The sequence below is a fragment of the Idiomarina fontislapidosi genome, from assembly GCF_003226255.1.
In the GTDB taxonomy this organism is placed as follows: domain Bacteria; phylum Pseudomonadota; class Gammaproteobacteria; order Enterobacterales; family Alteromonadaceae; genus Idiomarina; species Idiomarina fontislapidosi.
Window position 1 is genome coordinate 15098 of the sequence record NZ_QJST01000009.1, and the last position, 22524, is coordinate 37621.

Consider the following 22524-nt stretch of genomic DNA (forward strand, 5'->3'; position numbering starts at 1 on the left):
AGTTTAACGATTTAATGGTCGCAGTTCCAAGGTATTCAATTATGGCAAAAGGTTTGTTTTCCATGTTTCGGCGGAATAAATCGTCGAAGCAAGATGAGAAAGAAGTAAAACAGGACGAGCAACAGCAGCAGGCGCCTGCGCAACGTGCGGTTGATGCGGCTGAAGACTGTGCGCAGGTGACTGCCGATTCCGCTGCTGGCAAACCCTTACCTGAGATTCAGCCAGAGCCTCCTAAGCAACCTGAAGCTAAGGTCGTAGAAGCGGTTGAGGATGAGCCAAAAGCTGACGAGGAGGCCCCTGAGTCGGCACATGATATACACGCGGCTGAGATAACTGAACGCGAAGACGAGCCGACGCCAGCGGCTGCACCTGTTGCTGAGCAGCCTGCTGAACCGACCAAGAAAAAAGGTCTTTGGGCACGCCTGACCGAAGGGCTGAAACGCACATCGGGCAGTATTGGTTCGGGCTTGTTTGGCGTCTTTAAGGGTAAAAAGATTGATGACGATCTTTTTGAGGAGCTCGAGACGCAGCTACTGATGGCGGACCTTGGTGTTAAAACGACCACTAAAATTATCGATAACCTGACACAGCAAGCGGATCGTAAGCAGCTTAAAGATGCTGAGGCGCTTTATGAATTACTGCAAGAGCAGATGGAAGCCTTACTCGAACCCGTAGACAAGCCGTTGGCTATTGATAGCACTAAGACGCCTTACGTCATTTTAATGACCGGAGTCAATGGCGTGGGTAAAACGACCACCATTGGTAAACTCGCCAAGCAGTTCAAGCGCGAGGGTAAATCGGTCATGTTAGCGGCGGGCGACACGTTCCGTGCTGCTGCCGTAGAACAGTTACAGATCTGGGGCGAACGTAATGAAATCCCAGTCATTGCTCAACAAACAGGTTCGGACAGTGCATCGGTATTATTTGATGCTATGCAGGCGGCTAAAGCACGTGGTATCGACGTGCTCATTGCGGACACTGCGGGACGTTTGCAGAATAAATCCAATCTCATGGAAGAGCTGAAAAAAATTGTCCGGGTGATGAAAAAGCAAGATCCTGAAGCGCCCCATGAAGTGATGCTGACATTAGATGCCGGTACAGGTCAGAATGCCATCTCGCAAGCTAAATTGTTCACCGAGGCAGTGGGTGTGACAGGTATCGTGATGACGAAGTTGGATGGCACCGCAAAAGGGGGCGTCATCTTCGCCGTAGCTGATGAGTTTAAGATCCCAATTCGCTACATTGGTGTGGGTGAGCAACTTGACGATTTACGACCATTTATCGCGCGAGACTTTATTCAAGCGTTATTTGACCGTAAGCTAGAGCAAGAATAGAGCAACGCTAAGACACTATGATCCGCTTCGAGCAAGTCAGTAAAACCTATTCTGGGGGCCACCAAGCCCTCAGTCACGTTGATTTTCACGTAGCACCTGGAGAAATGGCATTTCTTACGGGTCACTCGGGGGCCGGCAAAAGTACCTTGCTCAAATTAATCAGCGTGATGGAGCGACCGACTGCGGGTCGAGTACGCATCAATGGTCATGATCTGAATACAATTAAGCCCAAACAGGTGCCTTTTGTCCGACGTGATATCGGTATGATATTTCAGGACCACCGATTACTGATGGATAAATCGGTATTCGATAACGTCGCGTTGCCGCTTATTATCGAGGGTTATAGCGTACAAGAGGCACGTAAACGGGTCCTAGCAGCGCTAGAAAAAGTAGGGCTAGCCGATAAGTATCGTCATTTTCCGATGATGCTTTCGGGGGGCGAACAGCAGCGTGTGGGTATCGCACGCGCGATTGTAACTAAACCACCACTGCTATTAGCTGATGAACCTACGGGTAATCTGGATCCCAAGTTATCGATGGACATTATCCGGTTGTTTGAAGAATTCAATCAAGTGGGGGTGTCGGTGCTGATAGCGACTCACGATTTGGGTTTAATTGCGCGCTTAAAATACCGCACGCTGACGTTAAAAGAGGGACGTTTAATTAACGATGGCTTAGAGGAGCAACCGGCATGAGCCTATTGTTCCGTAATCGAGTTGTCGAAAAGGGCGCTCAGCAGCAAAAAGGCTTACCGCTATGGCGTCGGCTGTTGATGGTCCCAGTTCATCATCTTCAGCAAGCAGTGAGTAGTTTAGGCGAACTATGGCGCAACCCGATCGCGAGCTTAATGACGGTTGCAGTGCTCGGTCTCAGCTTAACATTACCCAGCGCTTTGTATGTCATGGTGAAAAATACCACACAAATCGCGGATCAGTGGCAACAGGCATCCGAAATTTCTTTGTTTCTTCGTACCGATGCGAGTGAACAATCGGTCGCTACACTCAAGCAGCAGATTAGCATTCGCAACGATGTCGAGGCGGTGCAGTGGATAACCAAGCAACAAGGGTTTGAACAATTTAAAGCGACTTCGGGTTTCGGTGAAACGCTTGATTACTTTGACAGTAATCCATTGCCGGATGTTTTAGTTGTCACTCCGGCCGAGCAAGCACGCACTCCAACACGTGCTCAAGCGTTGCTTGATGAATTATCGCAAGCGCGCGAAGTGCAAATGGGTAAACTTGATGTCGACTGGCTTACGCGACTACAAGCCATCGTTGATCTGATCCAAGATGTATTGGCGGCGCTTGCCTTACTGTTGTGCATCTCTGTCATCCTGATCGTGAGTAATACCATTCGTCTTAATATCTTAAGTAAACGCGATGAGATCGTGATCATGAAACTGGTCGGCGCGACTGATGCCTTTATTCAACGTCCGTTCTTATATACGGGGGTTTGGTACGGCGTTGCGGGCGGTGTGATTGCGTGGCTCGCGACGCAATTGTTGATCTGGTGGATTGGCTCGGCCGTAACAGATGTGACGGAGTTATATCAGTCGCAGTTTGCGCTTGCTGGTTTGACAGTCGGCGAAATGTTAATGGTGTGGCTTGTAGCGGTTGCGCTCGGATTAGTGGGCAGCTTTTTAGCGGTGCGGAAGCACATAAAGAGCATCGAACCCGATGCATGATCGAAAACGATCGCAACACTTGCGTTGACAAACATGCGCGTTATACTGAGATTCTTGGCGATAGTTTTTTCGCTTTCAAAGCTATAGAAAGCGTTGCGTTAAACGGAACTTGCGTGTAAAAAAACGGTCATACGCGTAGGCTATGCTAGTCGATACATGTAGTGAGTAATTAGAGGTTGTTAAATGAGCACTGAATTAAAAACCATGGCTTTATCGGTCCCTCAGGGCGGGGGTCTTGACGGTTACATTCAGTCAGTCAACCGCATTCCAATGCTGAGCGCAGAGAAAGAAAAAGCGCTCGCAAAACGTTTGCAGGAAGATAAAGACTTAGATGCCGCAAAAGAGTTAATCATGTCGCATCTACGTTTTGTCGTGCACATTGCCCGTGGCTACTCTGGTTACGGCCTGCCGCAAGCGGATTTGATTCAAGAAGGTAACATCGGCCTGATGAAAGCCGTTAAACGCTTTAACCCTGAAGTGGGTGTACGCCTTGTTTCATTTGCTGTGCATTGGATTAAGGCAGAGATTCACGAATATGTATTGCGTAATTGGCGTGTTGTCAAAGTCGCAACAACTAAAGCGCAGCGTAAGTTGTTCTTTAACTTACGTAAAATGAAAAAACGTCTCGGTTGGTTCAACCAAGACGAAGTTGAAACCGTTGCAAAAGAGCTCGGTGTTTCAACCAAAGAGGTGATGGAAATGGAAGCGCGCATGAGCGCACATGACCAAGCCTTCGAATTAAGTTCAGATGACGATGACTCGAAAGAGGGCTCGACGTATTCGCCTGCAATGTACCTTGAGGATAAACGCTCAGACCTTGCTGAAGAAATCGAGGCGGAAGACTACGAAGCGCACACTCAGAAAAAGCTATTTTCAGCGATGGGTGAGTTGGATGAGCGTAGTCAGGATATCGTTCAGTCACGCTGGTTGTCAGACAGCAAGTCGACACTGCATGATTTGGCAGCGAAATATGAAGTGTCCGCTGAACGTGTTCGCCAGCTTGAACAGAACGCTATGAAAAAGCTGCGTGCAGCGATGTCGTAATCATCGATTGGTTTTGCAGAAAGGCGCTACTTGAGTAGCGCCTTTTTCGTTTCTATGTGCTGATTACTTTTATCGGAGATGTTTATGGACTGTCGTATGGGGTGTGGCGCCTGCTGTATCGCACCGTCCATTAGCTCGCCTATACCCGGTATGCCGAATGGTAAAAAGGCGGGTGAGCGTTGTGTTCAATTGGATGAAAATAACCTGTGCCGCTTATTTGGCGACCCTCGTAGGCCAAGAGTCTGCTCGAGCTTTGATGCCACTCACGATGTTTGCGGCGATAACCGCGAGCAAGCGCTGATCCTATTGACGCGTCTCGAGCAAGCCACTGGGGATGCTTAGCTCGCTCGTCACTGTCAATTCAGATGCAAACACAAGTTGAATACCCTCTTGTTCAAGCGTGCTGAGGCGCTGCTTTAGAAACGCGATGGTTTCAGGATAAGGATGTCCGATAGCAATCGCAGTGCCCTGTTGGCGCGCGAGTCGAATTAACTCATCGAACTGCTGGCTGAGATACTGTTTATTTGTCTCATTATCGATAAAGACATGTCGCCGTGCGACAGGCACTTGATAACGATGAGCGATTTGCTCGGCGACGGTATACTCGGTTGTGCGGCTATCGATAAAGTATAAATCATGATTTCTTAGTGACTCCATGACCGCCTGCATCGGTTGCGTCAACTGTGTTAGTTGACTCCCCATATGATTATTAATGCCTGCGACATAAGGAATGTCGTCCAACACCTGCCGCAGTTTGAGCTTTATTTCCGCACTCGACATATCTGCGGTTAGCGCGCCTAATCCGAGGGCGTTACCAGCCAACGCCTGCATCGGCACATGAGCCATAATTTGTTTGCCCTGATGATGAGCCTTTAACGCAAACGCTCGACCGTAAGGGGTAAAGGGCAATACGGCAAAAGTCACATCACCAGGGAGTTCTGCTGCGGCCAAGTCCTCGGGGTGATTACCAATATCGTCAATGATAATGGCGATTTTATCAGCAGCCGCTACGTGAGTTACGAGACTGAGGGCAATCACTAATGCGAGCAGAAATCGGTTCATGGTGGCTAGCGGATCCACTGGGTTGGGTTTTCAGGTTGGCCTTTAAAACGAATCTCAAAATACAGAGCAGGTGAGTTTTGCGCACCACTTTGACCCATCAAGGCGATTTCTTCGTTTTGCTGCACTTCTTCGCCAACGTTTTTAAAGATGACTTGATTGTAGCCGTACAGGCTCATATAGCCTTCGCCATGATCAATCACAATGACAAGACCAAAGCCTCTTAACCAATCTGCAAACACCACTCGGCCGTCGGCAATACTGCGAATGCTTTGACCTTGGTCACCATCAATTAGTACACCTTTCCAACGAATCGGGCCCTCACGTCGCTCACCAAACAAACGCTGTACTTTGCCGTTGGTCGGCCATCGCAAACTCGCCTTAATCGGCTTTAACCCAACTAGCTCAATGCGGTCGCTTAACGCCTCTTCGATTGCCGCAATGACTTGTTCTAGCTCGGCTTGGCTGCTGCGCAGTTCAGTAATTTTTTCTTCTTCAGTACGTTGCTCACTACGCAACGTGGCAATGGCTTGTTCTTGCTTTTGTTGCTGTTCTTTAAGTGCGGCCTGCTGCGATGTTTGCTCGGTACGTAATTGAGTTTGCTGTTGGTACTGAGTTTGTAAGGTGCGCTTAACGTGCTCAAGCTCAGCTTGGGTCTGCTTAAGAGTCTCAATCGCTTCAATACGTGCGTCGTTGAGGTATTTATAGTAAGTCAGCTGTCGCTCTAATGACGAAGCTTTTTGTTGGTTTAACAGCAGTTTGAGGTAATCATATTGACCATTTGCGTAGGCAGCTATTACTTGGTCTTTGAGCGCATTGAGCTGACTGCGGATATCCTCTTCTAAACGCGCTTGCTCCACCTCATTGGCTTTAATCTCGTCGGCAAGCTGCTGTAGTCGTTCGCGTGTCTTTTGCAGTGCTTCAGCGAGTTTAGCTGTGCGAAGCTCAAGGGTCTTGAGTGCTTGTTGGCTTGATGTCAGTGCTTGTTTGCGCGACTCAAGCGCTTCAAGCCGAGATTCGATCTCAGCTTGAATCGCTTTTAGTTCCGCCTGCTTTTCTGCCCGTGTTTGTTCGGTCGGTTGCTGACTATAAGCAACCGGCGCAAATTGCAGGGCGACAACAACAGCGGCGCACGCAAGGCGCTTAAACATCGTTTAATTGCCCAACTGCATCAGTGTTTTGCCTGTCATTTCGTCTGGCTGCTCAAGCCCCATCAGATGCAATATGGTCGGTGCCACGTCTGACAGTATCCCATCGCGAGGTGTGGCTTGACGTCCTACGTAAATAAACGGAACTAATTCACTGGTGTGTGCGGTGTGCGCCTGCCCTGTATTGGGGTCACTCATTTGTTCAGCGTTACCGTGGTCAGCAGTAATAAGACACTCACCACCCACTTTCTGTAATGCCTCGACTACGCGTCCCACCGAATGGTCAACCGCCTCACAGGCCTTTACCGCGGCATCAAAGTTACCCGTGTGGCCCACCATGTCACCATTTGGATAGTTACAAATAATGACGTCGTACTGTTGATGCTCGACAGCGTCGACGATTGCATCGGTGAGTTGCTCTGAACTCATTTCAGGTTGCAAGTCATAGGTTTTAACTTTGGGGGATGGGATCAGTGTGCGTTGCTCGCCCTCAAACTCATCTTCGCGTCCGCCACTAAAGAAAAAGGTGACGTGCGCATACTTCTCAGTTTCTGAAATACGTAACTGGGTTTTGTTGTGTTTGGCCAACCATTCACCCAGCACATTATTAAGTTTAACTGGCGGGAACGCACATGGCGTATCAAACTCATCAGCGTACTGGGTCAACATGACAAAGCCACTGAGTTGCTTACGAATCCCACGTTCAAAGGTATCCAGTTCGTTGTCAATAAACGCGCGCGTCATTTCACGTGCGCGGTCGGCGCGGAAGTTCATGAAAAATACTGCGTCACCGTCCTCGATCGCTACCGGCTCACCAATCACTACCGGACTGACAAACTCGTCAGATTCACCCCGCTCATAGGCGTCGGCAAGTGCATTCGGTGCATTGTTGGCTTGGTGTTCAGCACGACCGTGGTATACCGCGTTAAAGGCGCTTTCGATACGCTCCCAACGGTTGTCGCGGTCCATCGCAAAAAAGCGACCTGATAACGAGGCAAAACGACCCACACCCAAACGCTCAAATAACGCTTCAAACTTTTCAATGGACGGACGCGCTGACTTGGGTGGGGTGTCGCGACCATCAAGGAAGCCATGAACATAAATGCGCTGCGCACCTTTTTGCTGAGCCAGCTCGACCATTGCCATTAAATGTTCTTCATGGCTGTGAACACCACCAGCAGAAAGTAATCCCATGATGTGTACGGCAGCGTTCTTTTCGACCGCCTTTTCAACTTGCTCTGTTAGCACAGGATTGCTAAAGAATTCGCCTGTTTTGATACTTTGCGAAATTCGAGTAAAGTCTTGATAAACCACGCGACCAGCGCCTAAGTTGACATGACCCACTTCAGAGTTGCCCATTTGCCCATCGGGTAGACCGACGGCGCCACCAGAACCATCGACCAAACAGTGCGGATATTCTTCCCACAACCGATCCATAACCGGCGTGTTCGCTGCGGTGATTGCGTTGTCAGGAGCTGAGTCGCGATATCCCCAGCCATCTAAGATCATCAAAACCAACGGTTTTTTATCATGTGCCATATCGACTACCTATGCGCTTGAAAGCAAAAATATATTTTGCCCAGTTTACTGGATTTCTGTCTATTTCGCATCCACTCGATTTGCTATTGGTAGTTGCGCGTTCAGAGGGTATACTTTGACCCTCGAAAAGGACATGCCCTCGACGTGCGAGGGACTACCATCAACCGAATAACTAAACGAGTTAGCATGCAACAACTAATGACATTTGTAGCAAATAATCCATTCATGAGCGGACTGTGGATTGTTCTATTGCTCGCGCTAATCATTGTAACTATTCGCTCGACCATGCAAGGTATCAAGCAGTTACAAGCGCAACAAGCGATTATATGGACTAACCGTGAAGACGGTATTTTTGTTGATATTCGCTCTGCAGATGAATACCGTAAGGGTCACGTGAGCGGCGCAAAATCGTTGCCACAACAGCAGATTAAAGACAAAAAAGTGCATGCTATTGAAAAGTTTAAGGATGCCCCCATAGTATTGGTATGCAACACTGGACATACTGCGATCTCGGTCGCTAAAAGCTTACAAGAACAAGGCTTTAATCAAGTCGCGGTCCTGGCGGGTGGCATGAATGCTTGGCGTAATGATAAGTTACCCATTGCAACAGGAAAGTAGTTTTTAATTAAAAATTTAGCTAAAGTCGTCAATCGACAACTTAGTTTAGTGAACAACCAACGTTTTAATAGGAAGTATCATCATGGCTGACGAACAGCAAGCAAATGGCGCAACTGCAGAAAACCAACAACAACAACCGCAGTTTGCTATCCAACGTGTTTACACTAAAGACGTTTCTTTTGAAGCGCCTAACTCACCTTCAGTATTCCGTAAAGAGTGGAAGCCTGACCTAAAACTAGACATGAACGTTAAGCATGAAAAGCTTGAAGACAATGTTTATGAAGTTGTATTGACGCTAACTGCAACAAACAAAGTAGGCGAAGAAGTCGCTTTCCTTTGTGAAGTTCATCAAGCAGGTATCTTTACTATCGGTGACGAAGTACAAGAAGGCCAGTTGGCTCATACACTGGGTTCTTTCTGCCCGAACATCTTGTTCCCATATGCACGTGAGTGTGTTGCAAGTTTGGTTAACCGTGCAACGTTCCCACAGCTAAACTTAGCGCCAGTTAACTTTGACGCTATTTTCGCGCAACACATCCAGCAGCAGCAAGCGCAACAACAGCAAGCTGACGCGTAAGGACTGGTTGCTTAACATGAAGCAAGCAGAAGTTGCGATTTTAGGGGCGGGGTCTTATGGCACCGCCCTTGCTATTTGTTTTGCCCGAAAAGGGGTAAACACGTTACTTTGGGGACGCGACGAAATCCAAGTTGCGGCGATGCGAGAGCACCGCGAAAACGCCCATTACCTCCCAGGCTGTAAGTTTCCCGAGAGTTTAGCGGTCACTGCCGACCTCAACGAAGCTGTTCGCGGCGTAAAAAATGTCGTTGTGGTGGTACCGAGCCATGCCTTTGCCGATATTTTAAAAACCATCAAGCCGATGGTCGAGCCGCAAGCACGTGTGGCGTGGGCGACAAAAGGGCTTGAGCCTGAGACCGGGCGCTTGTTATATGAAGTCGCCGAAGATGTGCTGGGTAATACCCATGCGCTCGCTGTTCTGTCTGGACCCACCTTTGCAATCGAAATGGCGAAGGGGCTACCTACGGCCATTTCGATGTCGTCAACGGATCAAGCGTTTGTCGACGAGCTCTCTGAGATGCTCCATTGTGAGCGGTCATTCCGAGTGTACACGAACGATGACTTCATTGGTGTTCAACTTGGCGGTGCTGTGAAAAATGTTATCGCGATTGGTGCAGGCATGGCTGACGGTATTGGCTTTGGTGCGAATGCAAGAACTGCATTGATCACACGAGGCTTAGCTGAATTAACACGGTTAGGTCTTAAATTGGGCGCCAAAAGCGAGACGTTCACTGGCATGGCCGGATTAGGTGACTTGATCCTCACGTGTACGGATAACCAGTCTCGCAACCGTCGTTTTGGACTTGCACTTGGCGAAGGTAAATCAGTCGATGAAGCGTTGGCATCGATTGGGCAAGCCGTTGAGGGTTACCGTAATACGCGAGAGGTTGTTTCGTTAGCCCACCGAGAAGCCTGCGAAATGCCCATTTGTGAGCAGATTTACAAAGTGCTGTATGAAGGTAAGGCACCTGAAGAAGCCGCCATCGCTTTACTAAGCCGTGCTAAGAAAAATGAGTGATTGACGAACTGGCTGCTATGAAGCAGCCAGTAGTTGTTGTTCAATAAGTTGCCACTGTTGCTCGAAATGTTCTGTTGGTAGACGTTTAAAGTCTGAACGAACAAATTGGCTTATCTTGCCATCGGCAAAAGATAACAACAGATTGGCTAAAACACCTTCTTCGACCGCAAAACGTTTTTGCTCACGCAATGCTTTCTCGCGCAATACTTGTTTTAGTTGCGATTCAATACGGTTAAATAAATCTTCGATCCGATGGCGTAATCTATCGTGTTCACCCATCAACGCATCACCTGAAATCACACGGGTTATTCCCGGGTTTCTCTCGGCGAAAGTAAGCACTAACTTTAGTATCGTTTGACAGCGCGTTAACGTGTCTTTTTCTTCGTTCATAATGAGATTGATGCGGCTGAGCAATGTATCCTCAACAAACTCAATGAGCCCCTCAAACATCCTCGCCTTTGATGGGAAATGACGATAAAGGGCGGCTTCCGATACGCCGAGATTCGCTGCTAATTTGGCTGTCGTAATTCGTTGCCCTGGGCTGGTTTCCAACATTGCGGCAAGGGCTTGTAGAATCTCTTCACGACGGTTTCTTTTTTGTTGTGTCATCGCGTTATCCAATTAGTTATTGCTTACCAGAATGGCCAAATCCGCCTTCGCCACGGTCACTTGCGGCAAACTCATCAACGATCGCCAGTTGTGCCTGAATCACGGGTACGATAACCAGCTGTGCGATACGATCGCCTGGCTCGATAACGTAATCCTGATGGCTCCGGTTCCATACAGATACCTTGAGTTCACCTTGGTAATCAGAGTCAATCAGTCCGACTAAATTGCCTAGCACGATTCCATGTTTGTGACCTAGACCAGAGCGAGGCAATAATGTTGCTGCGTAACCAGGATCGCCAATATGCATGGCTATACCCGTACCGATTAATTGCGTTTCCCCTGCACCTATCGTCAGTGGTGCGTCAAGGCAGGCACGTAAATCCATACCCGCTGAACCCTGTGTGGCATATGTAGGAAGCGGAATATCGTTACCAATCTTTGGGTTAAGTATTTTGACTTCTACCGAGGTCATAGTGATTCGGTTCCTTAATCATTTTCGAAAGTGCTTGTGGTAATGGGTGGCAATATGGTGAATAAGCTGTTGGGCGAGCATTTGCTTGCTTTGCTGCTCAAATACGACACGATCATCTTCGCTTAATACGACAACGGCATTGTCGTCGCTGTTAAAGCCGATGGCTGTGTTGCTGACGTCGTTGGCGACAATAAGCGCAAGTTTTTTACGCTTGAGTTTGTCAAGCGCGTAAGCTTCTACATCACGTGTTTCGGCCGCAAAGCCTACACACATGGGTGGTTTTGTCTGTGCGGCAATGGTTTTTAAAATATCGGGGTTTTCAATCAGCTTAAGCGTAGGTGCACCGGTGTTTGCCGTTTTTTTCATTTTATGGTCAGCGACGTCAGCTACACGATAGTCTGCTACAGCAGCGCAGCCAATAAAAATGTCGGCAGCCTGAGCCAGCGCAGTATCTAACATATCTTGCGCTGACTCGACATCGATGCGCTGCACACCGGGTGGGGTGGCAAGATCGACCGGACCGGCGATTAACGTTACGTTAGCGCCTTGTTGCGCAGCGGCGTGTGCTAATGCAAAACCCATTTTTCCTGAACTGTGATTGCTAATATAACGCACGGGATCGATGGGCTCGCGGGTGGGTCCCGCAGTAATCGTAACGTGAACACCGTCGAGTAGCTGAGTGCTCGGCCCCTGTAATTGCTCGATAATAAATGCTTTAAGTTGGTACGGTTCGCTCATGCGACCGGCTCCCACGTCACCGCAGGCTTGTGAACCAGATTCCGGTCCAACGACATGCACGCCGCGAGCTGTCAGTAATTGCATGTTGGCTTGCACGGCGGGGTGTTTCCACATTTGTTGGTTCATTGCAGGCGCCAACACGAGGGGAGCCGAGGTGGCCAAACACACGGTACCTAGCAGGTCGTCAGCAAAGCCATGAGCCAGCCGGGCAAGCGTATTGGCACTGGCGGGTGCAATCATGACAAGATCGGCCCATTTAGCCAATTCAATATGCCCCATGCCCGCTTCAGCACGCGTATCGAGTAGCTCTGTGTGAACCTCTTCACCCGAAACGGCTTGCAGTGTCATTGGAGTAACAAAGGCTGAACCACCTTGCGTGAGTATGACACGGACCTGCGCACCTTCATCCTTAAGGCGACGTATCAATTCAGGTATTTTGTAAGCAGCAATGCCGCCCGTAATACCGAGTAAAATATGTTGACCTGCGAGTGCGCTCATGATGATTCACCAACGTGCGTATGTTAAGACACGTAAAGATAACATGAGCTACGCCAAGGCGGTAGTCTGTACAGCTAGACTCTAGCATTTTAGCGGAGCCTAAAAGATGAGTGTAAAGTTGTGGCCAGAGTCTGAACGTCCTCGCGAAAAACTGCAGCAAATGGGGGCGGGCGCGTTATCGGATGCGGAGCTATTGGCCATTTTATTGGGCAGTGGTTGCCGAGGACTCGATGTCGTTAGTTTTGCGCGCCAACTGTTGGTTCAATTTAATGGCATCGGACCGTTGTTAACGTCATCGAACGAACAATTAAAGACCGTCAAAGGACTTGGGCCGGCACGTATTAATCAGCTACAGGTGGTGCTTGAGCTCTCCAAACGCTATTTGGCATGGCAGCTTTCTCGGCGCGATGGGTTCACCGAACCCGCCATGGTTAAGGAGTACTTATCGACTCAGTTGCGTCATCAGCGGCGCGAAGTGTTTGCGCTTTTGTTATTAGACAGCCAACATCGCTTGTTACGTTACGAGGAACTTTTTTATGGCACCATCAATGCGGCGCCTGTTTATCCAAGGGAGGTGCTTAAACTGGTCATGCAGCATAATGCCGCTGCGGTTATCCTTGCACATAATCACCCTTCGGGGGTTGCCGAGCCAAGCCAAGCGGATAAACGTGTGACCGAACGACTGCAAAAAGCGCTCTCATTAATCGATGTTGCATTGCTTGATCATTTTGTGATCGGGAGCGGCGATCCGGTGTCATTTGCCGAACGAGGGCTTATTTAATAATCACTGGAGATCTGTTGCAAGATAGCGTAAAATTGCGCCCGAATGATCACAGAGATCAAAAAACCGCCGTTTTAGCTTGATTAGCGGGCCTGTTTGCTGTATAAAATGCGCCCTCGGATTTCTAGGCAAGGTCAAATTGGGCGACAGGCGAGCTTGCAGCAATTTTGGAGTAAAGACATGTCACAAGTATGCCAAGTTACAGGTAAGCGTCCGGTAGTCGGTAACAACCGCTCGCACGCACGCAATGCGACTAAGCGTCGCTTTTTACCAAACTTACAAACTCACCGCTTCTGGGTTGAAAGCGAGAAGCGTTGGGTCAAATTACGCATTTCTACCAAAGGTATGCGTATCATCGATAAAAATGGTATCGACTCGGTATTAGCGGATCTCCGCGGCCGTGGTATCAAGGTGTAAGGAAAAGATATTATGCGCGATAAGATTCGTTTGGTGTCGTCTGCGGGTACTGGTTACTTCTACACCACAGACAAAAATAAACGCACCATGCCAGAAAAAATGGAAATCAAAAAGTTCGATCCAGTGGTTCGTAAACACGTGATTTTCAAAGAAGCTAAAATCAAGTAATTTGATTTTGTTTCACAAAAAACCGGCTTTATCGCCGGTTTTTTTATGCCTGCAATATGCCTGCAAAAAGGTGTTAGCGAGGCGGATCAATGATCCCCGATATGCTCGAGTTGAGTCGGAACCACCCGGTTAAGCTGAAGCGATCTCGTTGGCTCGGCAGCACTTCATGCACAAATTGGTCACTAAGAAACACCACCAGGGTGCCTCTTTTTGGCAAGACAGTTTCTAGCACTTCTCCCCGTTTGCCATACATGACGAGCTGACCCCCATCTGTGTCGCTCCATTCAGGATTTAGATAAAGCACGGTCGTAAGTTTACGGTTGCTTTTACCTTTGAAAGCGTCGAGGTGCTTTTTATAAAAAGCGCCTTTAGGGTAGTGTGCCAGGTGACATTCGTAATCGAACAAGCCCATGAAGAGAGAACGGTTTACTGCTTGGCGCAGCTGTTCCATGATATTTAAAAAGGGCTCGCCATAGGCACTGGTATCATCTAACCAAATAATCTTATCGTTTCGTACCATCGTATTAATGGCATGGCTTTGTGCGCGACCAATGGCTGCCGTTTGCCAATGCGGTGATGCAATCTGACTCGCCTCTTGATACAAAGGTTCAGCTATCGTTTGCGGTAGAAAACCGGGAACGATTGCGTAGCCGCGCTCAACAAGCGCGTCGAGGATTGATTCGATATGATGGGGTATTTTTTCCATAGCCATGTTTAAATGATATGAGCGGCGAGAATATAAAGTATTATTGTAAAATCAACAATTGTTTTAGCTAAGATGGCTTATGGATATTAATGAGAAACGACGCTTTTTCGGGCTGACCTTAAAAAAAAGCACATGGAACAACATTATTGTTTATATCGTGCTTCTCATCGTTGCCGTTTTTTGGTTTGTTTTTCCTAATCCAAATACCGCGATAAATTCAGGCCCCACCGAGCGCTTAATGAGTGACACCGACCAGCTGACTGGGATCGAGTTTGCCAATGTTACTTATCAGTTTGATGGGCAACAATGGCAGTGCCAAGGTCCTTGTAACGAATCCACGCAACACATTGAGGCGCTCGTTGACCGATGGCAAAACTTAGCAATCTCATCGACCAGCCAGCGCCCACAGGGCGAGGCAACATCGGTGATTTTGTTTTTTGCCAATCAAAATTATGCACAAGTCGAGCTTTATAGCGAGCCGACCGTTATTCTTAGATTACCGCAGCAGGATCAGTTATTTTTAATTGAGAATGCGACCCACGCATCATTAACCCCAACGAATTAGATGGAGCCATGTTGTGCCAGAGTTACCAGAAGTTGAAGTGAGCCGAATGGGCATCGCCCCGCACATCGAGGGGCATAGGGTAAACAAGGTTAATGTTCATGATGCCCGATTGCGATGGCCCGTACCTGAGCAAGTTCATCAGGTTGAAGGGTGCCGTTTGCTTCGCGTGACCCGTCGTGCGAAATATCTACTATTAGAGACTGAGCAGGGGGTGTTAATTTTACACCTTGGGATGTCTGGGAAGTTACGCGTTGTGCCTATCGAAACACCGCGCGTAAAACACGACCATATCGAAATAGAGTTCGATACGGGGCACTGTTTGCGACTCAACGATCCACGCCGTTTCGGCGCATTGCTGTTTACTGAGGATAACGTCGAGGAGCACAAGTTGTTGGCGATGTTGGGTCCAGAGCCACTGACTGAATCGTTTACGGCCGACTACCTATTTCAGCGTTCGCGGGATAAAAAGCAGCCTATTAAAACCTTTATTATGGATAACCATCAAGTGGTCGGAGTCGGTAATATCTACGCCAACGAAGCGTTATTTAAGGCTGGCATTCATCCAAAGCGGGCAGCGGGCGCTATCAGTAAAGCGCGTTACCAACGTTTAGTGAAGCACATTAAAGAAACCTTAGCCGAAGCGATACAACAGGGAGGCACGACATTGCGTGATTTTACCCGTGCCGATGGTTCCCCCGGCTATTTTGCCCAAAAGCTGCAAGTGTATGGGCGCGGTGGCAAGATGTGTATGCGTTGCAAAAAGCCCTTAAAGGAGATCCGCCTGGGTCAACGCAGCACCGTTTATTGCACTCAATGTCAACGCTAATTGGATGTTAAGAATCCCGTCACTTGCTCGACGAATAACTCAGGCTCCGTGATAAATGGAGCATGCGCACTTTCGCTAAACACATAACTCGACGTATGTGGTGCTAGCTTATCGGTTGCCTGAGCGGCGTTTAGCGGGACTAAACCGTCGAGACGCCCATAGAGACGCAGCATCGGCACTTGAATGGATTGTAGCGTCTCTCTGAGGTCTGTTTGCTCCAATAGCGTCAGTCCTCTTGATAGTGTTTCTGCCGACGCTAGTGGTGATTCAAATAACCATTGTTTGAGCTGCTTCACCTGTTGCTTTGCGTCCTTACTCCCCATTGCTTGTAATGCTAGGAACCGCTCAACCGTTTTACGAAAGTCGTGTTGTAAGTCTTTCTCGAGCTGTGCCATTAAGCGCGGCTTAATACCAGGCCAGTTTGCCTGTTCCAAAAAGTAGGGTGATGAGGCGACAGTAATCAATGTCTTCACGCGTTCAGGATACTCGGCTGTTATCGCTGTAGCGACCAAGCCGCCCATTGACCAACCTAAAACATGAAACTGCTCTGGCAGGTGCGGTAACAGTTGCTCGGCGACTGCATTAACCGAAGTCGCTAAAGGTGTCTCGTAGCTATCACCAAATCCAGGTAAGTCAACGAGCCAAAGTCTAAAATGTTGACTGAGTTGTGTTTGTACCGTACTCCAAACATGGCGGTTCAACCCCCAGCCATGGAGTACAACTAAATCCTCACCTTGTCCTAATTGGGTAATCGCAATACTCACTATAATTCTCTTTTTAACCGACTTAATGACACGCATGCTGAATTGGCTTACTCACCTGGCTATCATACTGCAATCGAATGATTGTGTCTTTTGCCAACAAGCAACGCGCTCGTTAACGGGCATATGTGACGTGTGCAGCGAACAGCTGCCTCGTATGTTTCCTCGGTCGTATCAACATGTGTTGCTCAGTCATGCGCCACAGTTTGCCGCGCACATGCTAAAGCGACAGCGGCTGTGCATCAGTGTGTGGCGGTATCGGCAATCGATTCGTTGGTTATTAAACCGGTACAAAGAGGGAGGAAACAGCCACTGGTCACGGTTATTGGCATTGCAGCTGAGCGCCCAGATCATTTTTGCATACCGGTATCACGGGCTTGCCTTACCCGACTGCCTCGTCGCGATGCCCTGCACCGAGTCCGATTGGCTACAGCGTGGTTTTCATCCTGCTGGGCTGATTACCTATGAATGCGGTCGGTTGCTTAATATCGAAGTGGTTAAGCGTGGACTCTATTGGATAAAGCGCGTTGAGAAACAAAAGCGTGTGGGGCGTCAGCAACGGTGGCTTAATCGGTTAGATGCCATTCGTGCAACACGAGCATTATCGGATCGCTCGATTGCCGTGATTGACGACATATGTACGACAGGCGCGAGTTTATGTGCAGCAAGCGAGGCTGTATATAGGGTAGGCGCGTGCACGGTGGATGTGTGGAGCTTAGCATACAACCCTCGACAGTCCCGTTCGGACACTAGTCTTTTAGACCTGTCTGCGTTAGAATAAAACCTAGTAAATTACTCAAGTATAGGGACGGTGAAATTATGATCCGCATTTCGGAATCTGCACAAAAGCACTTCTGTAAGTTGTTAGCTGATCAGCCCGAAGGCACTAACATTCGCGTGTTTGTTGTTAATCCAGGTATGCCGAATGCTGAGTGCGGTGTATCTTACTGCCCACCCGATTCAGTTGAACCGGATGATGAGCGTCTACCGTTTAATGGTTTTGACGCCGTCGTTGATTCAGGAAGTGCGCCGTTTTTAGAAGACGCTGTTATTGATTTTGAAGAGCAAGAGCTTGGCTCGCAACTGACACTCAAAGCGCCCAACGCAAAAGCACGTAAAGTGGCCGACGACGCGCCTTTAATCGATCGCGTCGAGTACGTTATCCAAGCCGAAATTAACCCGCAGCTTGCTAACCACGGCGGTCATGTATTGGTCACTGAAATCACTGAAGACGGCAAAGCCGTACTGCAATTTGGTGGTGGCTGTAATGGCTGTAGTATGATCGATGTCACTGTTAAAAACGGTATCGAGAAAGAGTTGATTGAGCGCTTCCCAAATGAGATTACCGGCGTCAGAGATGTGACTGAACATGAACGGGGCGAGCACTCTTACTACTAAGCGTATCTAGTTATACAAGCTTACAGAATCTTTACAAAATTTGTTAAGCAAATGTGATCCCTCGCATTTAAGTGCATCGTAGTGATATTTGCCCTAATCATTACGAGGAAATTACAATGCGAGGAATCACAAAGTTTAGTCTACTACTTTTGCCGACGCTTGTCTTGTCAGGTTGTTGGCTAGATGACGACGACAACGACGATGATGTTGTTGTTGAGCCTACCCCAGAAAGCAGTTTTATCCGCGTTCACCACACCGCATCTGACGCACCAAACGTCAATGTACTCGCGGGCGATACCGCGTTATTAGAAGATGTACCTTACCAAGCCAGCTCTGATGTGCTTGAAGTTGAAGCCGGTGACTACTCAATTACGGTCGAAGGCATCCTACCTGATGAGTCGACCGCTGCTGTCATCGGTCCTGCCGATCTGACCTTCAACGCTGATACCCGTTATGAAGTATTTGCTGTTGGTAATGTCGGTGATGAGAGTATCGAGCCATTAGTCATCAGTAATCCAGTATCTGGCGTTGAAAGTGGCAATAGCCGTATTCAAGTTGTACATGCCGCCTATAATGCTCCTGGTGTTGATGTCTACCTGACCGCACCTGATGCTGCGCTGGCAGATGCCTCACCTGCCGCCACGCTTGAGTTTAGTGATGACTCTGGTCAAGTGTCTGTCGAAGCGGGTGATTATCGCGTACGGTTAACACCAGTCGGTGAGACGACCGTTGTGTATGATTCAGGAACGCTGTCACTTCCAGACGGCAGTGATTATATCGTCGCCGCCACTGACAACACAGCAACCGGCGATTCGCCCGTTACCCTGCAAATTGCAACAGGCGACGGTACGGTATTGGTGCCTGATGCCAATGCCGGTGCCGATGTTCGTGTGATCCATGCCGCGGCCGATGCGCCGAACGTTGATGTCACGCTTAATAATGCCGCTGACCCACAGATCAGTGATCTTGCCTTTAAGTCTGCAACTGATTACATCAATGTGGCCGAAGGCGATTACTTAGTTGATGTGGCAGCAACGGGTGGTACGCCACAAGTGTTAGATGATATCGAGTTCTCATTAGCAGCAACAACGAGCTACAGCATTTATGCCGTGGGCGCCTTAGGTGATGAGTCGTTAGCCTTGCAAGCAGTGACCGAGCAACGTCGCAGTATCGCTACGGCTGCTCAACTTCAGGTGGTTCATGCATCGCCTTCAGCTGGCAATGTCGATATCTATTTAACTGCCGGTGAAGACATCAGTGATGCCGACCCAGCTGTAGCTGATGTGCCTTTTGATATCGACGGTTTGGTATCAACAGGTAGCTTACAAGTTGCACCAGGCGAGTATTACGTCACCGTGACAGCTGCTGGCACCAAGACCGCGGCAATTGGCCCTGCGTTATTTAACTTAGAAGGCGGTGGCATCTATACCGTCGTCGCGGTAGACGCAGATGGTGGTGGTACACCGCCTCAAGTGGTTCTGCTAGACGATTTGGCGACCCCTGCGCAGTAACCAAAGCGTTTGATAAACTGCACGCATGATTAGAAAGCCACTCAGAGCCAGCCATAAACCATGGTTCTCGAGTGGCTTACTTAACCACCAGAGCGGAATAAACCCCGTAATCGCAGCCAGTAGCATGGTATCTCGCATGCCTTTTGACCACGATAAGCCAATGAATACGCCGTCCAGCCAATAGCTCCAATGAGCTAGCAAGGGAAGCGCGACCACCCAAGGCAAGAACGTCATGGCGGTATTTACGACAGCACTTAGATCAGTAATTAAGCCAATAATGTGTTGCCCAAAGAGCCAGAATAGTAGCGAATAGCCAATAGCAAACAAGGCCGACCATAACAGGGTAATGCGGCACCAATAACGAACCTGCTCAGGTCGTTTTTTACCTTTTGCTTCACCCGCCAGCGCTTCGACTGCATAGGCAATACCGTCAAGACCCAGTGATATGAGCATTAAAAACTGCATCAATACCGCATTGGCAGCGACAATCGTCGTACCATAGCGTGCGGCATATCCAGTCATCATTGCCATGCAAAGTTGTAGTGTCAGACTACGGACAAAAATATTACCGTTCGCCTGTAAAAATAACCGTAACTTGCTGATAACGATACGTGCTTTACTGAATTCCCAGCCGATGGTTTTACGGCACCAATAAAAACCCACGATGGCCGTTGCCCACTCGGCACATAATGAGGCGTAGGCAGCTCCTCTAACATTCATGTCTAGGCCGACAATGAGTATGAGATCCAGTATGACATTGACTAAGTTGGTGATAATCACCAGCCACATCGCTGTTCGACTGTCTTGGCGTCCTAATAACACGCCAAGACAGATAAGCGTGGTCAGCGCGGCAGGTGCTGACCATAGTCGAATTTGAATATAGTCACTTGCGTACCCAAGTAATTGTGGATCAGGGGCAACCAACCACAATGAAAACGACGTAATAAAAGGGCTTAGTGCAATAATGATCGCGCCGAGCAATAACGCGGTAAACAAACCGTGCGTGAATAGTTGGTGTTGCTCGGCATGATCGCGTGCGCCAAAGGCTTGTGCGACAGCACCTGTGGTTGCCATACGCAGGAATACTGCCAGTAAGTATAAAAAGCTGACGACCATGGCACCAATGGCGACAGATGACAGATAAACACTATTGGGCAGATGTCCAATGATGGCGGTGTCCACCAACCCCAGTAGGGGCGCCGCGATATTTGAGATGATCATGGGGAGTGCTATCGCAAATACGCGTCGATGGTCAGCACGTGCAAAGCCGAAAACCGTTTGCATTAAGTGAATTCCAGTTAAATCATGTACACTGGTATCAATGTAACATTCACCAGCCACTTTCTGGATAGTTTGATGAAATTATTAATATACTCGCTCACCTTAGCTGTATTGTTAAGCCAATCAACTCACGCTGCGACGATCGAGAACACCTACCCTGGCGTGCAAGTACTGCAGTATCACCATGTGTCTGAGACAACCCCAGCGGTAACATCAATTTCGCCGGAGCGATTTGAAGAGCACTTGCGCTTTTTGAAAGAGAATGACTTTAATGTGGTGTCGATTGAACAAGCCGCTCAGTGGATTGATGAGGGTGCAAACATCCCTCGGAAAACCGTTGTAATTACCTTTGATGATGGGTACGCCAACGTGCTTGAAAATGCTCACGCTAAGTTAAAGGAGTACAAATTTCCCTACGCGGTATTTGTGAATCCCGACTTACTTGAAGCGCACCCTTCTGCATATATGAGTTGGGAGCAACTCAAGACCATTGATGCTGAGGGAGCGACGATCGTAAACCATGGTCAGACCCACGATCATTTAATCAGACGTCAGGAAAATGAATCAGAAGCGCAGTGGCAAGCTCGCATGAAGTACGATGTTGTCTCGGCGCAACAGGCGATTGATGAGCAATTAGGTGAGCAACCCAAATATTTTGCATATCCCTATGGAGAGTATGGTCCAGAGCTCGAAGCGCTGCTCAGCGAGTGGGGCTTTAAAGGGTTTGCCCAACATTCAGGTGCATGGAGTCAGTGGAGCCCAGATACGGCTATTCCTCGTTTCCCAGCATCAGGGCGCTATGCCAACTTAGAGACGTTATCCGTGAAGCTGAATAGTTTACCGATGGCTGTATCGAGTTATTCCCCTGCTAACCCGCTGCTGTCAAATAGTGACAAGCGCCCGAAGGTGACTGTCGAGCTCGATAAAACCGACGGAATGAATACCGATGCCTTGCGCTGTTTCGCGGGTAGTGACGTGTTGGAGCCAACGTGGGACACAGCGCACCGGTTCAGCGTTACTCCAGTCAATGACATTCCTGTGGGACGGTCGCGTATCAACTGTACGGCGCCTAGTGCCAGAGGTGGCTATCATTGGTTTTCTGTAGCATTTATCCGGCCAGATAGCGAGGGTCGCTGGCCTGATTAGCCAGCGAGTAGGGCGAAGTCTCGGACAAGCTGCTCCATATCGACCGTCGGAATAGCGCCTGGCTCGTGCGTCGCATTAAAGATCGCGAGCCGTTTGCCATCGGGGTTAACTAAGATAATTGCGGCACTGTGGTTAACGAGATAGTTTTCCTCGCCCTCTTCAGGGACGGAATACATCAATCCTAAATCACGCACAAATGGGAATAGCTGAGGATGCTCAGCGCGTACACCGACAAAATTATCGCCAAAGTAACCCGTGTATTCGCGAAGTCTCTCAAGTGAATCGCGTTGAGGGTCTACCGAGATCATCCACACTTTTACGGGCGCGTCTGCGTATGACTGTAACTGAGGTAAAATCGATTTAAGCGAAGACAGTGTAGTGGGGCAAATATCGGGACAATAGGTATAACCTGTAAATAGCAGCGTCCATTGTCCATCCAGTGCTTTACTATCAATGGTACCCTCGGCTGCTGTCGATTCAATCTCAAATGGCGCTAATGCCCGTGGCGGCTGATACACCAATGCTTCAGGCTGCTCCTTGGGCATGTTAATAAATACCAGCGCACCTGCGACTGCTGCAAGTAATCCGCCGATAACAATGAGCCAACGTGAGTTCATCGTGCTTCC

At 48.7% G+C, this 22524-nt stretch carries 27 protein-coding genes; 17 read left to right on the forward strand and 10 right to left on the reverse strand.

Going from position 1 to position 22524, the window contains the following annotated elements:
* Positions 1-41: 41 nt before the first annotated feature.
* The 5 genes from ftsY to DFP83_RS09725 all read left to right on the forward strand — a co-directional run bounded on the left by ftsY (position 42) and on the right by DFP83_RS09725 (position 4404).
* Positions 42-1334 (forward strand): signal recognition particle-docking protein FtsY, encoded by a 1293-nt coding sequence (gene ftsY, locus DFP83_RS09705; protein WP_110575214.1) that lies wholly within the window; start codon positions 42-44, stop codon positions 1332-1334.
* Positions 1335-1351: 17 nt separating this feature from the next.
* Positions 1352-2029 carry a cell division ATP-binding protein FtsE gene (gene ftsE / locus DFP83_RS09710; RefSeq protein ID WP_110575216.1) on the forward strand — a complete coding sequence of 226 codons (678 nt, stop codon included), beginning with the start codon at positions 1352-1354 and terminating at the stop codon, positions 2027-2029.
* Positions 2026-3018 (forward strand): permease-like cell division protein FtsX, encoded by a 993-nt coding sequence (gene ftsX, locus DFP83_RS09715; protein WP_110575219.1) that lies wholly within the window; start codon positions 2026-2028, stop codon positions 3016-3018. Before ftsE ends, ftsX begins: the two co-directional genes overlap by 4 nt.
* A 183-nt stretch (positions 3019-3201) precedes the next feature.
* The gene (gene rpoH, locus DFP83_RS09720) at positions 3202-4062 is read left to right on the forward strand and encodes an RNA polymerase sigma factor RpoH (RefSeq protein ID WP_110575220.1); all 861 of its coding nucleotides are present in this window, start codon (positions 3202-3204) and stop codon (positions 4060-4062) included.
* A gap of 84 nt (positions 4063-4146) precedes the next feature.
* Positions 4147-4404 (forward strand): YkgJ family cysteine cluster protein, encoded by a 258-nt coding sequence (locus DFP83_RS09725; RefSeq protein ID WP_110575222.1) that lies wholly within the window; start codon positions 4147-4149, stop codon positions 4402-4404.
* Here DFP83_RS09725 and DFP83_RS09730 read toward each other — a convergent pair.
* From DFP83_RS09730 to gpmI, 3 genes are read right to left on the reverse strand one after another with little or no spacing between them, the layout of a single operon-like run.
* Positions 4366-5124: a divergent polysaccharide deacetylase family protein gene (locus tag DFP83_RS09730; RefSeq protein ID WP_181416402.1), complete on the reverse strand. Its 759-nt coding sequence runs from the start codon at positions 5122-5124 to the stop codon at positions 4366-4368. The two genes, DFP83_RS09725 and DFP83_RS09730, sit on opposite strands and share 39 nt — an antisense overlap.
* Before the next feature lie 5 nt (positions 5125-5129).
* Positions 5130-6272 (reverse strand): murein hydrolase activator EnvC family protein, encoded by a 1143-nt coding sequence (locus DFP83_RS09735; RefSeq protein WP_110575224.1) that lies wholly within the window; start codon positions 6270-6272, stop codon positions 5130-5132.
* Between the two features lie 3 nt (positions 6273-6275).
* Positions 6276-7808 (reverse strand): 2,3-bisphosphoglycerate-independent phosphoglycerate mutase, encoded by a 1533-nt coding sequence (gene gpmI, locus DFP83_RS09740; RefSeq protein WP_110575226.1) that lies wholly within the window; start codon positions 7806-7808, stop codon positions 6276-6278.
* A 186-nt stretch (positions 7809-7994) separates the two neighbouring features.
* On the opposite strand from gpmI, the gene DFP83_RS09745 reads away from it, so the two are divergent.
* The 3 genes from DFP83_RS09745 to gpsA all read left to right on the forward strand — a co-directional run bounded on the left by DFP83_RS09745 (position 7995) and on the right by gpsA (position 10021).
* A complete protein-coding gene (locus tag DFP83_RS09745) occupies positions 7995-8426 on the forward strand; it encodes a rhodanese-like domain-containing protein (protein WP_110575228.1) in 432 nt (143 codons plus the stop codon).
* A gap of 82 nt (positions 8427-8508) precedes the next feature.
* Positions 8509-9003: a protein-export chaperone SecB gene (gene secB / locus DFP83_RS09750; RefSeq protein WP_110575230.1), complete on the forward strand. Its 495-nt coding sequence runs from the start codon at positions 8509-8511 to the stop codon at positions 9001-9003.
* 16 nt (positions 9004-9019) lie between these two features.
* Entirely contained in the window at positions 9020-10021 is a 1002-nt protein-coding gene (gene gpsA / locus DFP83_RS09755) for an NAD(P)H-dependent glycerol-3-phosphate dehydrogenase (protein WP_110575232.1), read from the forward strand.
* A 15-nt stretch (positions 10022-10036) separates the two neighbouring features.
* Here the strand turns inward: gpsA and slmA are convergent, their stop codons facing one another.
* The 3 genes from slmA to coaBC are packed head-to-tail and all read right to left on the reverse strand — an operon-like array spanning position 10037 to position 12338.
* Positions 10037-10630 (reverse strand): nucleoid occlusion factor SlmA, encoded by a 594-nt coding sequence (slmA, locus tag DFP83_RS09760; RefSeq protein ID WP_110575234.1) that lies wholly within the window; start codon positions 10628-10630, stop codon positions 10037-10039.
* A gap of 16 nt (positions 10631-10646) precedes the next feature.
* Positions 10647-11102 (reverse strand): dUTP diphosphatase, encoded by a 456-nt coding sequence (dut, locus tag DFP83_RS09765; RefSeq protein ID WP_110575236.1) that lies wholly within the window; start codon positions 11100-11102, stop codon positions 10647-10649.
* A gap of 18 nt (positions 11103-11120) precedes the next feature.
* Entirely contained in the window at positions 11121-12338 is a 1218-nt protein-coding gene (coaBC, locus tag DFP83_RS09770; protein WP_110575238.1) for a bifunctional phosphopantothenoylcysteine decarboxylase/phosphopantothenate--cysteine ligase CoaBC, read from the reverse strand.
* 106 nt (positions 12339-12444) lie between these two features.
* On the opposite strand from coaBC, the gene radC reads away from it, so the two are divergent.
* From radC to rpmG, 3 genes are all read left to right on the forward strand, one after another.
* The gene (radC, locus tag DFP83_RS09775; RefSeq protein ID WP_110575239.1) at positions 12445-13119 is read left to right on the forward strand and encodes a RadC family protein; all 675 of its coding nucleotides are present in this window, start codon (positions 12445-12447) and stop codon (positions 13117-13119) included.
* 180 nt (positions 13120-13299) lie between these two features.
* Positions 13300-13536, forward strand: coding sequence for a 50S ribosomal protein L28 (gene rpmB, locus DFP83_RS09780; RefSeq protein ID WP_006953864.1), 237 nt, complete (start codon positions 13300-13302; stop codon positions 13534-13536).
* 12 nt (positions 13537-13548) lie between these two features.
* Entirely contained in the window at positions 13549-13704 is a 156-nt protein-coding gene (gene rpmG, locus DFP83_RS09785; protein ID WP_006953863.1) for a 50S ribosomal protein L33, read from the forward strand.
* A gap of 73 nt (positions 13705-13777) precedes the next feature.
* Here the strand turns inward: rpmG and DFP83_RS09790 are convergent, their stop codons facing one another.
* Positions 13778-14416, reverse strand: coding sequence for a 2OG-Fe(II) oxygenase (locus DFP83_RS09790; protein ID WP_241971622.1), 639 nt, complete (start codon positions 14414-14416; stop codon positions 13778-13780).
* Between the two features lie 73 nt (positions 14417-14489).
* Here DFP83_RS09790 and DFP83_RS09795 point away from each other — a divergent pair, with 73 nt between their 5' ends.
* Both DFP83_RS09795 and mutM read left to right on the forward strand, forming a co-directional pair.
* Positions 14490-14975, forward strand: coding sequence for a hypothetical protein (locus DFP83_RS09795; protein WP_110575241.1), 486 nt, complete (start codon positions 14490-14492; stop codon positions 14973-14975).
* 13 nt (positions 14976-14988) lie between these two features.
* The gene (gene mutM, locus DFP83_RS09800) at positions 14989-15801 is read left to right on the forward strand and encodes a bifunctional DNA-formamidopyrimidine glycosylase/DNA-(apurinic or apyrimidinic site) lyase (protein WP_110575242.1); all 813 of its coding nucleotides are present in this window, start codon (positions 14989-14991) and stop codon (positions 15799-15801) included.
* Here the strand turns inward: mutM and bioH are convergent.
* Positions 15798-16565: a pimeloyl-ACP methyl ester esterase BioH gene (bioH, locus tag DFP83_RS09805; protein ID WP_198679853.1), complete on the reverse strand. Its 768-nt coding sequence runs from the start codon at positions 16563-16565 to the stop codon at positions 15798-15800. The two genes, mutM and bioH, sit on opposite strands and share 4 nt — an antisense overlap.
* Positions 16566-16599: 34 nt before the next feature.
* Between bioH and DFP83_RS09810 the strand changes: the two genes are divergently transcribed.
* The 3 genes from DFP83_RS09810 to DFP83_RS09820 all read left to right on the forward strand — a co-directional run bounded on the left by DFP83_RS09810 (position 16600) and on the right by DFP83_RS09820 (position 19471).
* The gene (locus DFP83_RS09810; protein WP_110575244.1) at positions 16600-17343 is read left to right on the forward strand and encodes a ComF family protein; all 744 of its coding nucleotides are present in this window, start codon (positions 16600-16602) and stop codon (positions 17341-17343) included.
* Between the two features lie 38 nt (positions 17344-17381).
* Entirely contained in the window at positions 17382-17960 is a 579-nt protein-coding gene (gene nfuA, locus DFP83_RS09815) for a Fe-S biogenesis protein NfuA (RefSeq protein ID WP_110575246.1), read from the forward strand.
* A gap of 116 nt (positions 17961-18076) precedes the next feature.
* Positions 18077-19471 (forward strand): DUF4397 domain-containing protein, encoded by a 1395-nt coding sequence (locus DFP83_RS09820; protein WP_110575248.1) that lies wholly within the window; start codon positions 18077-18079, stop codon positions 19469-19471.
* Here the strand turns inward: DFP83_RS09820 and DFP83_RS09825 are convergent.
* Positions 19442-20755, reverse strand: a complete 1314-nt coding sequence (locus tag DFP83_RS09825) for an MATE family efflux transporter (RefSeq protein WP_110575250.1) — start codon at positions 20753-20755, stop codon at positions 19442-19444. The two genes, DFP83_RS09820 and DFP83_RS09825, sit on opposite strands and share 30 nt — an antisense overlap.
* A gap of 72 nt (positions 20756-20827) precedes the next feature.
* Between DFP83_RS09825 and DFP83_RS09830 the strand changes: the two genes are divergently transcribed.
* Positions 20828-21898: a polysaccharide deacetylase family protein gene (locus DFP83_RS09830; RefSeq protein WP_110575252.1), complete on the forward strand. Its 1071-nt coding sequence runs from the start codon at positions 20828-20830 to the stop codon at positions 21896-21898.
* Here DFP83_RS09830 and DFP83_RS09835 read toward each other — a convergent pair.
* Positions 21895-22515: an SCO family protein gene (locus DFP83_RS09835; RefSeq protein WP_110575254.1), complete on the reverse strand. Its 621-nt coding sequence runs from the start codon at positions 22513-22515 to the stop codon at positions 21895-21897. The genes DFP83_RS09830 and DFP83_RS09835 overlap by 4 nt on opposite strands.
* Between the last annotated feature and the right edge of the window lie 9 nt (positions 22516-22524).

Bases quoted from the DNA above. Each gene is read 5' to 3' on its own strand.
- ftsY (WP_110575214.1), top strand. From the start codon at position 42: ATGGCAAAAGGTTTGTTTTCCATGTTTCGGCGGAATAAATCGTCGAAG.
- rpoH (WP_110575220.1), top strand. From the start codon at position 3,202: ATGAGCACTGAATTAAAAACCATGGCTTTATCGGTCCCTCAGGGCGGG.
- DFP83_RS09745 (WP_110575228.1), top strand. From the start codon at position 7,995: ATGCAACAACTAATGACATTTGTAGCAAATAATCCATTCATGAGCGGA.
- DFP83_RS09735 (WP_110575224.1), bottom strand. From the start codon at position 6,272: ATGTTTAAGCGCCTTGCGTGCGCCGCTGTTGTTGTCGCCCTGCAATTT.
- dut (WP_110575236.1), bottom strand. From the start codon at position 11,102: ATGACCTCGGTAGAAGTCAAAATACTTAACCCAAAGATTGGTAACGAT.
- ftsX (WP_110575219.1), top strand. From the start codon at position 2,026: ATGAGCCTATTGTTCCGTAATCGAGTTGTCGAAAAGGGCGCTCAGCAG.
- rpmG (WP_006953863.1), top strand. From the start codon at position 13,549: ATGCGCGATAAGATTCGTTTGGTGTCGTCTGCGGGTACTGGTTACTTC.
- slmA (WP_110575234.1), bottom strand. From the start codon at position 10,630: ATGACACAACAAAAAAGAAACCGTCGTGAAGAGATTCTACAAGCCCTT.
- DFP83_RS09820 (WP_110575248.1), top strand. From the start codon at position 18,077: ATGCGAGGAATCACAAAGTTTAGTCTACTACTTTTGCCGACGCTTGTC.
- gpsA (WP_110575232.1), top strand. From the start codon at position 9,020: ATGAAGCAAGCAGAAGTTGCGATTTTAGGGGCGGGGTCTTATGGCACC.
- DFP83_RS09795 (WP_110575241.1), top strand. From the start codon at position 14,490: ATGGATATTAATGAGAAACGACGCTTTTTCGGGCTGACCTTAAAAAAA.
- DFP83_RS09830 (WP_110575252.1), top strand. From the start codon at position 20,828: ATGAAATTATTAATATACTCGCTCACCTTAGCTGTATTGTTAAGCCAA.
- DFP83_RS09790 (WP_241971622.1), bottom strand. From the start codon at position 14,416: ATGGCTATGGAAAAAATACCCCATCATATCGAATCAATCCTCGACGCG.
- DFP83_RS09725 (WP_110575222.1), top strand. From the start codon at position 4,147: ATGGACTGTCGTATGGGGTGTGGCGCCTGCTGTATCGCACCGTCCATT.
- rpmB (WP_006953864.1), top strand. From the start codon at position 13,300: ATGTCACAAGTATGCCAAGTTACAGGTAAGCGTCCGGTAGTCGGTAAC.
- coaBC (WP_110575238.1), bottom strand. From the start codon at position 12,338: ATGAGCGCACTCGCAGGTCAACATATTTTACTCGGTATTACGGGCGGC.
- nfuA (WP_110575246.1), top strand. From the start codon at position 17,382: ATGATCCGCATTTCGGAATCTGCACAAAAGCACTTCTGTAAGTTGTTA.
- radC (WP_110575239.1), top strand. From the start codon at position 12,445: ATGAGTGTAAAGTTGTGGCCAGAGTCTGAACGTCCTCGCGAAAAACTG.
- gpmI (WP_110575226.1), bottom strand. From the start codon at position 7,808: ATGGCACATGATAAAAAACCGTTGGTTTTGATGATCTTAGATGGCTGG.
- ftsE (WP_110575216.1), top strand. From the start codon at position 1,352: ATGATCCGCTTCGAGCAAGTCAGTAAAACCTATTCTGGGGGCCACCAA.
- DFP83_RS09810 (WP_110575244.1), top strand. From the start codon at position 16,600: ATGCTGAATTGGCTTACTCACCTGGCTATCATACTGCAATCGAATGAT.
- secB (WP_110575230.1), top strand. From the start codon at position 8,509: ATGGCTGACGAACAGCAAGCAAATGGCGCAACTGCAGAAAACCAACAA.
- DFP83_RS09730 (WP_181416402.1), bottom strand. From the start codon at position 5,124: ATGAACCGATTTCTGCTCGCATTAGTGATTGCCCTCAGTCTCGTAACT.
- DFP83_RS09835 (WP_110575254.1), bottom strand. From the start codon at position 22,515: ATGAACTCACGTTGGCTCATTGTTATCGGCGGATTACTTGCAGCAGTC.
- DFP83_RS09825 (WP_110575250.1), bottom strand. From the start codon at position 20,755: ATGCAAACGGTTTTCGGCTTTGCACGTGCTGACCATCGACGCGTATTT.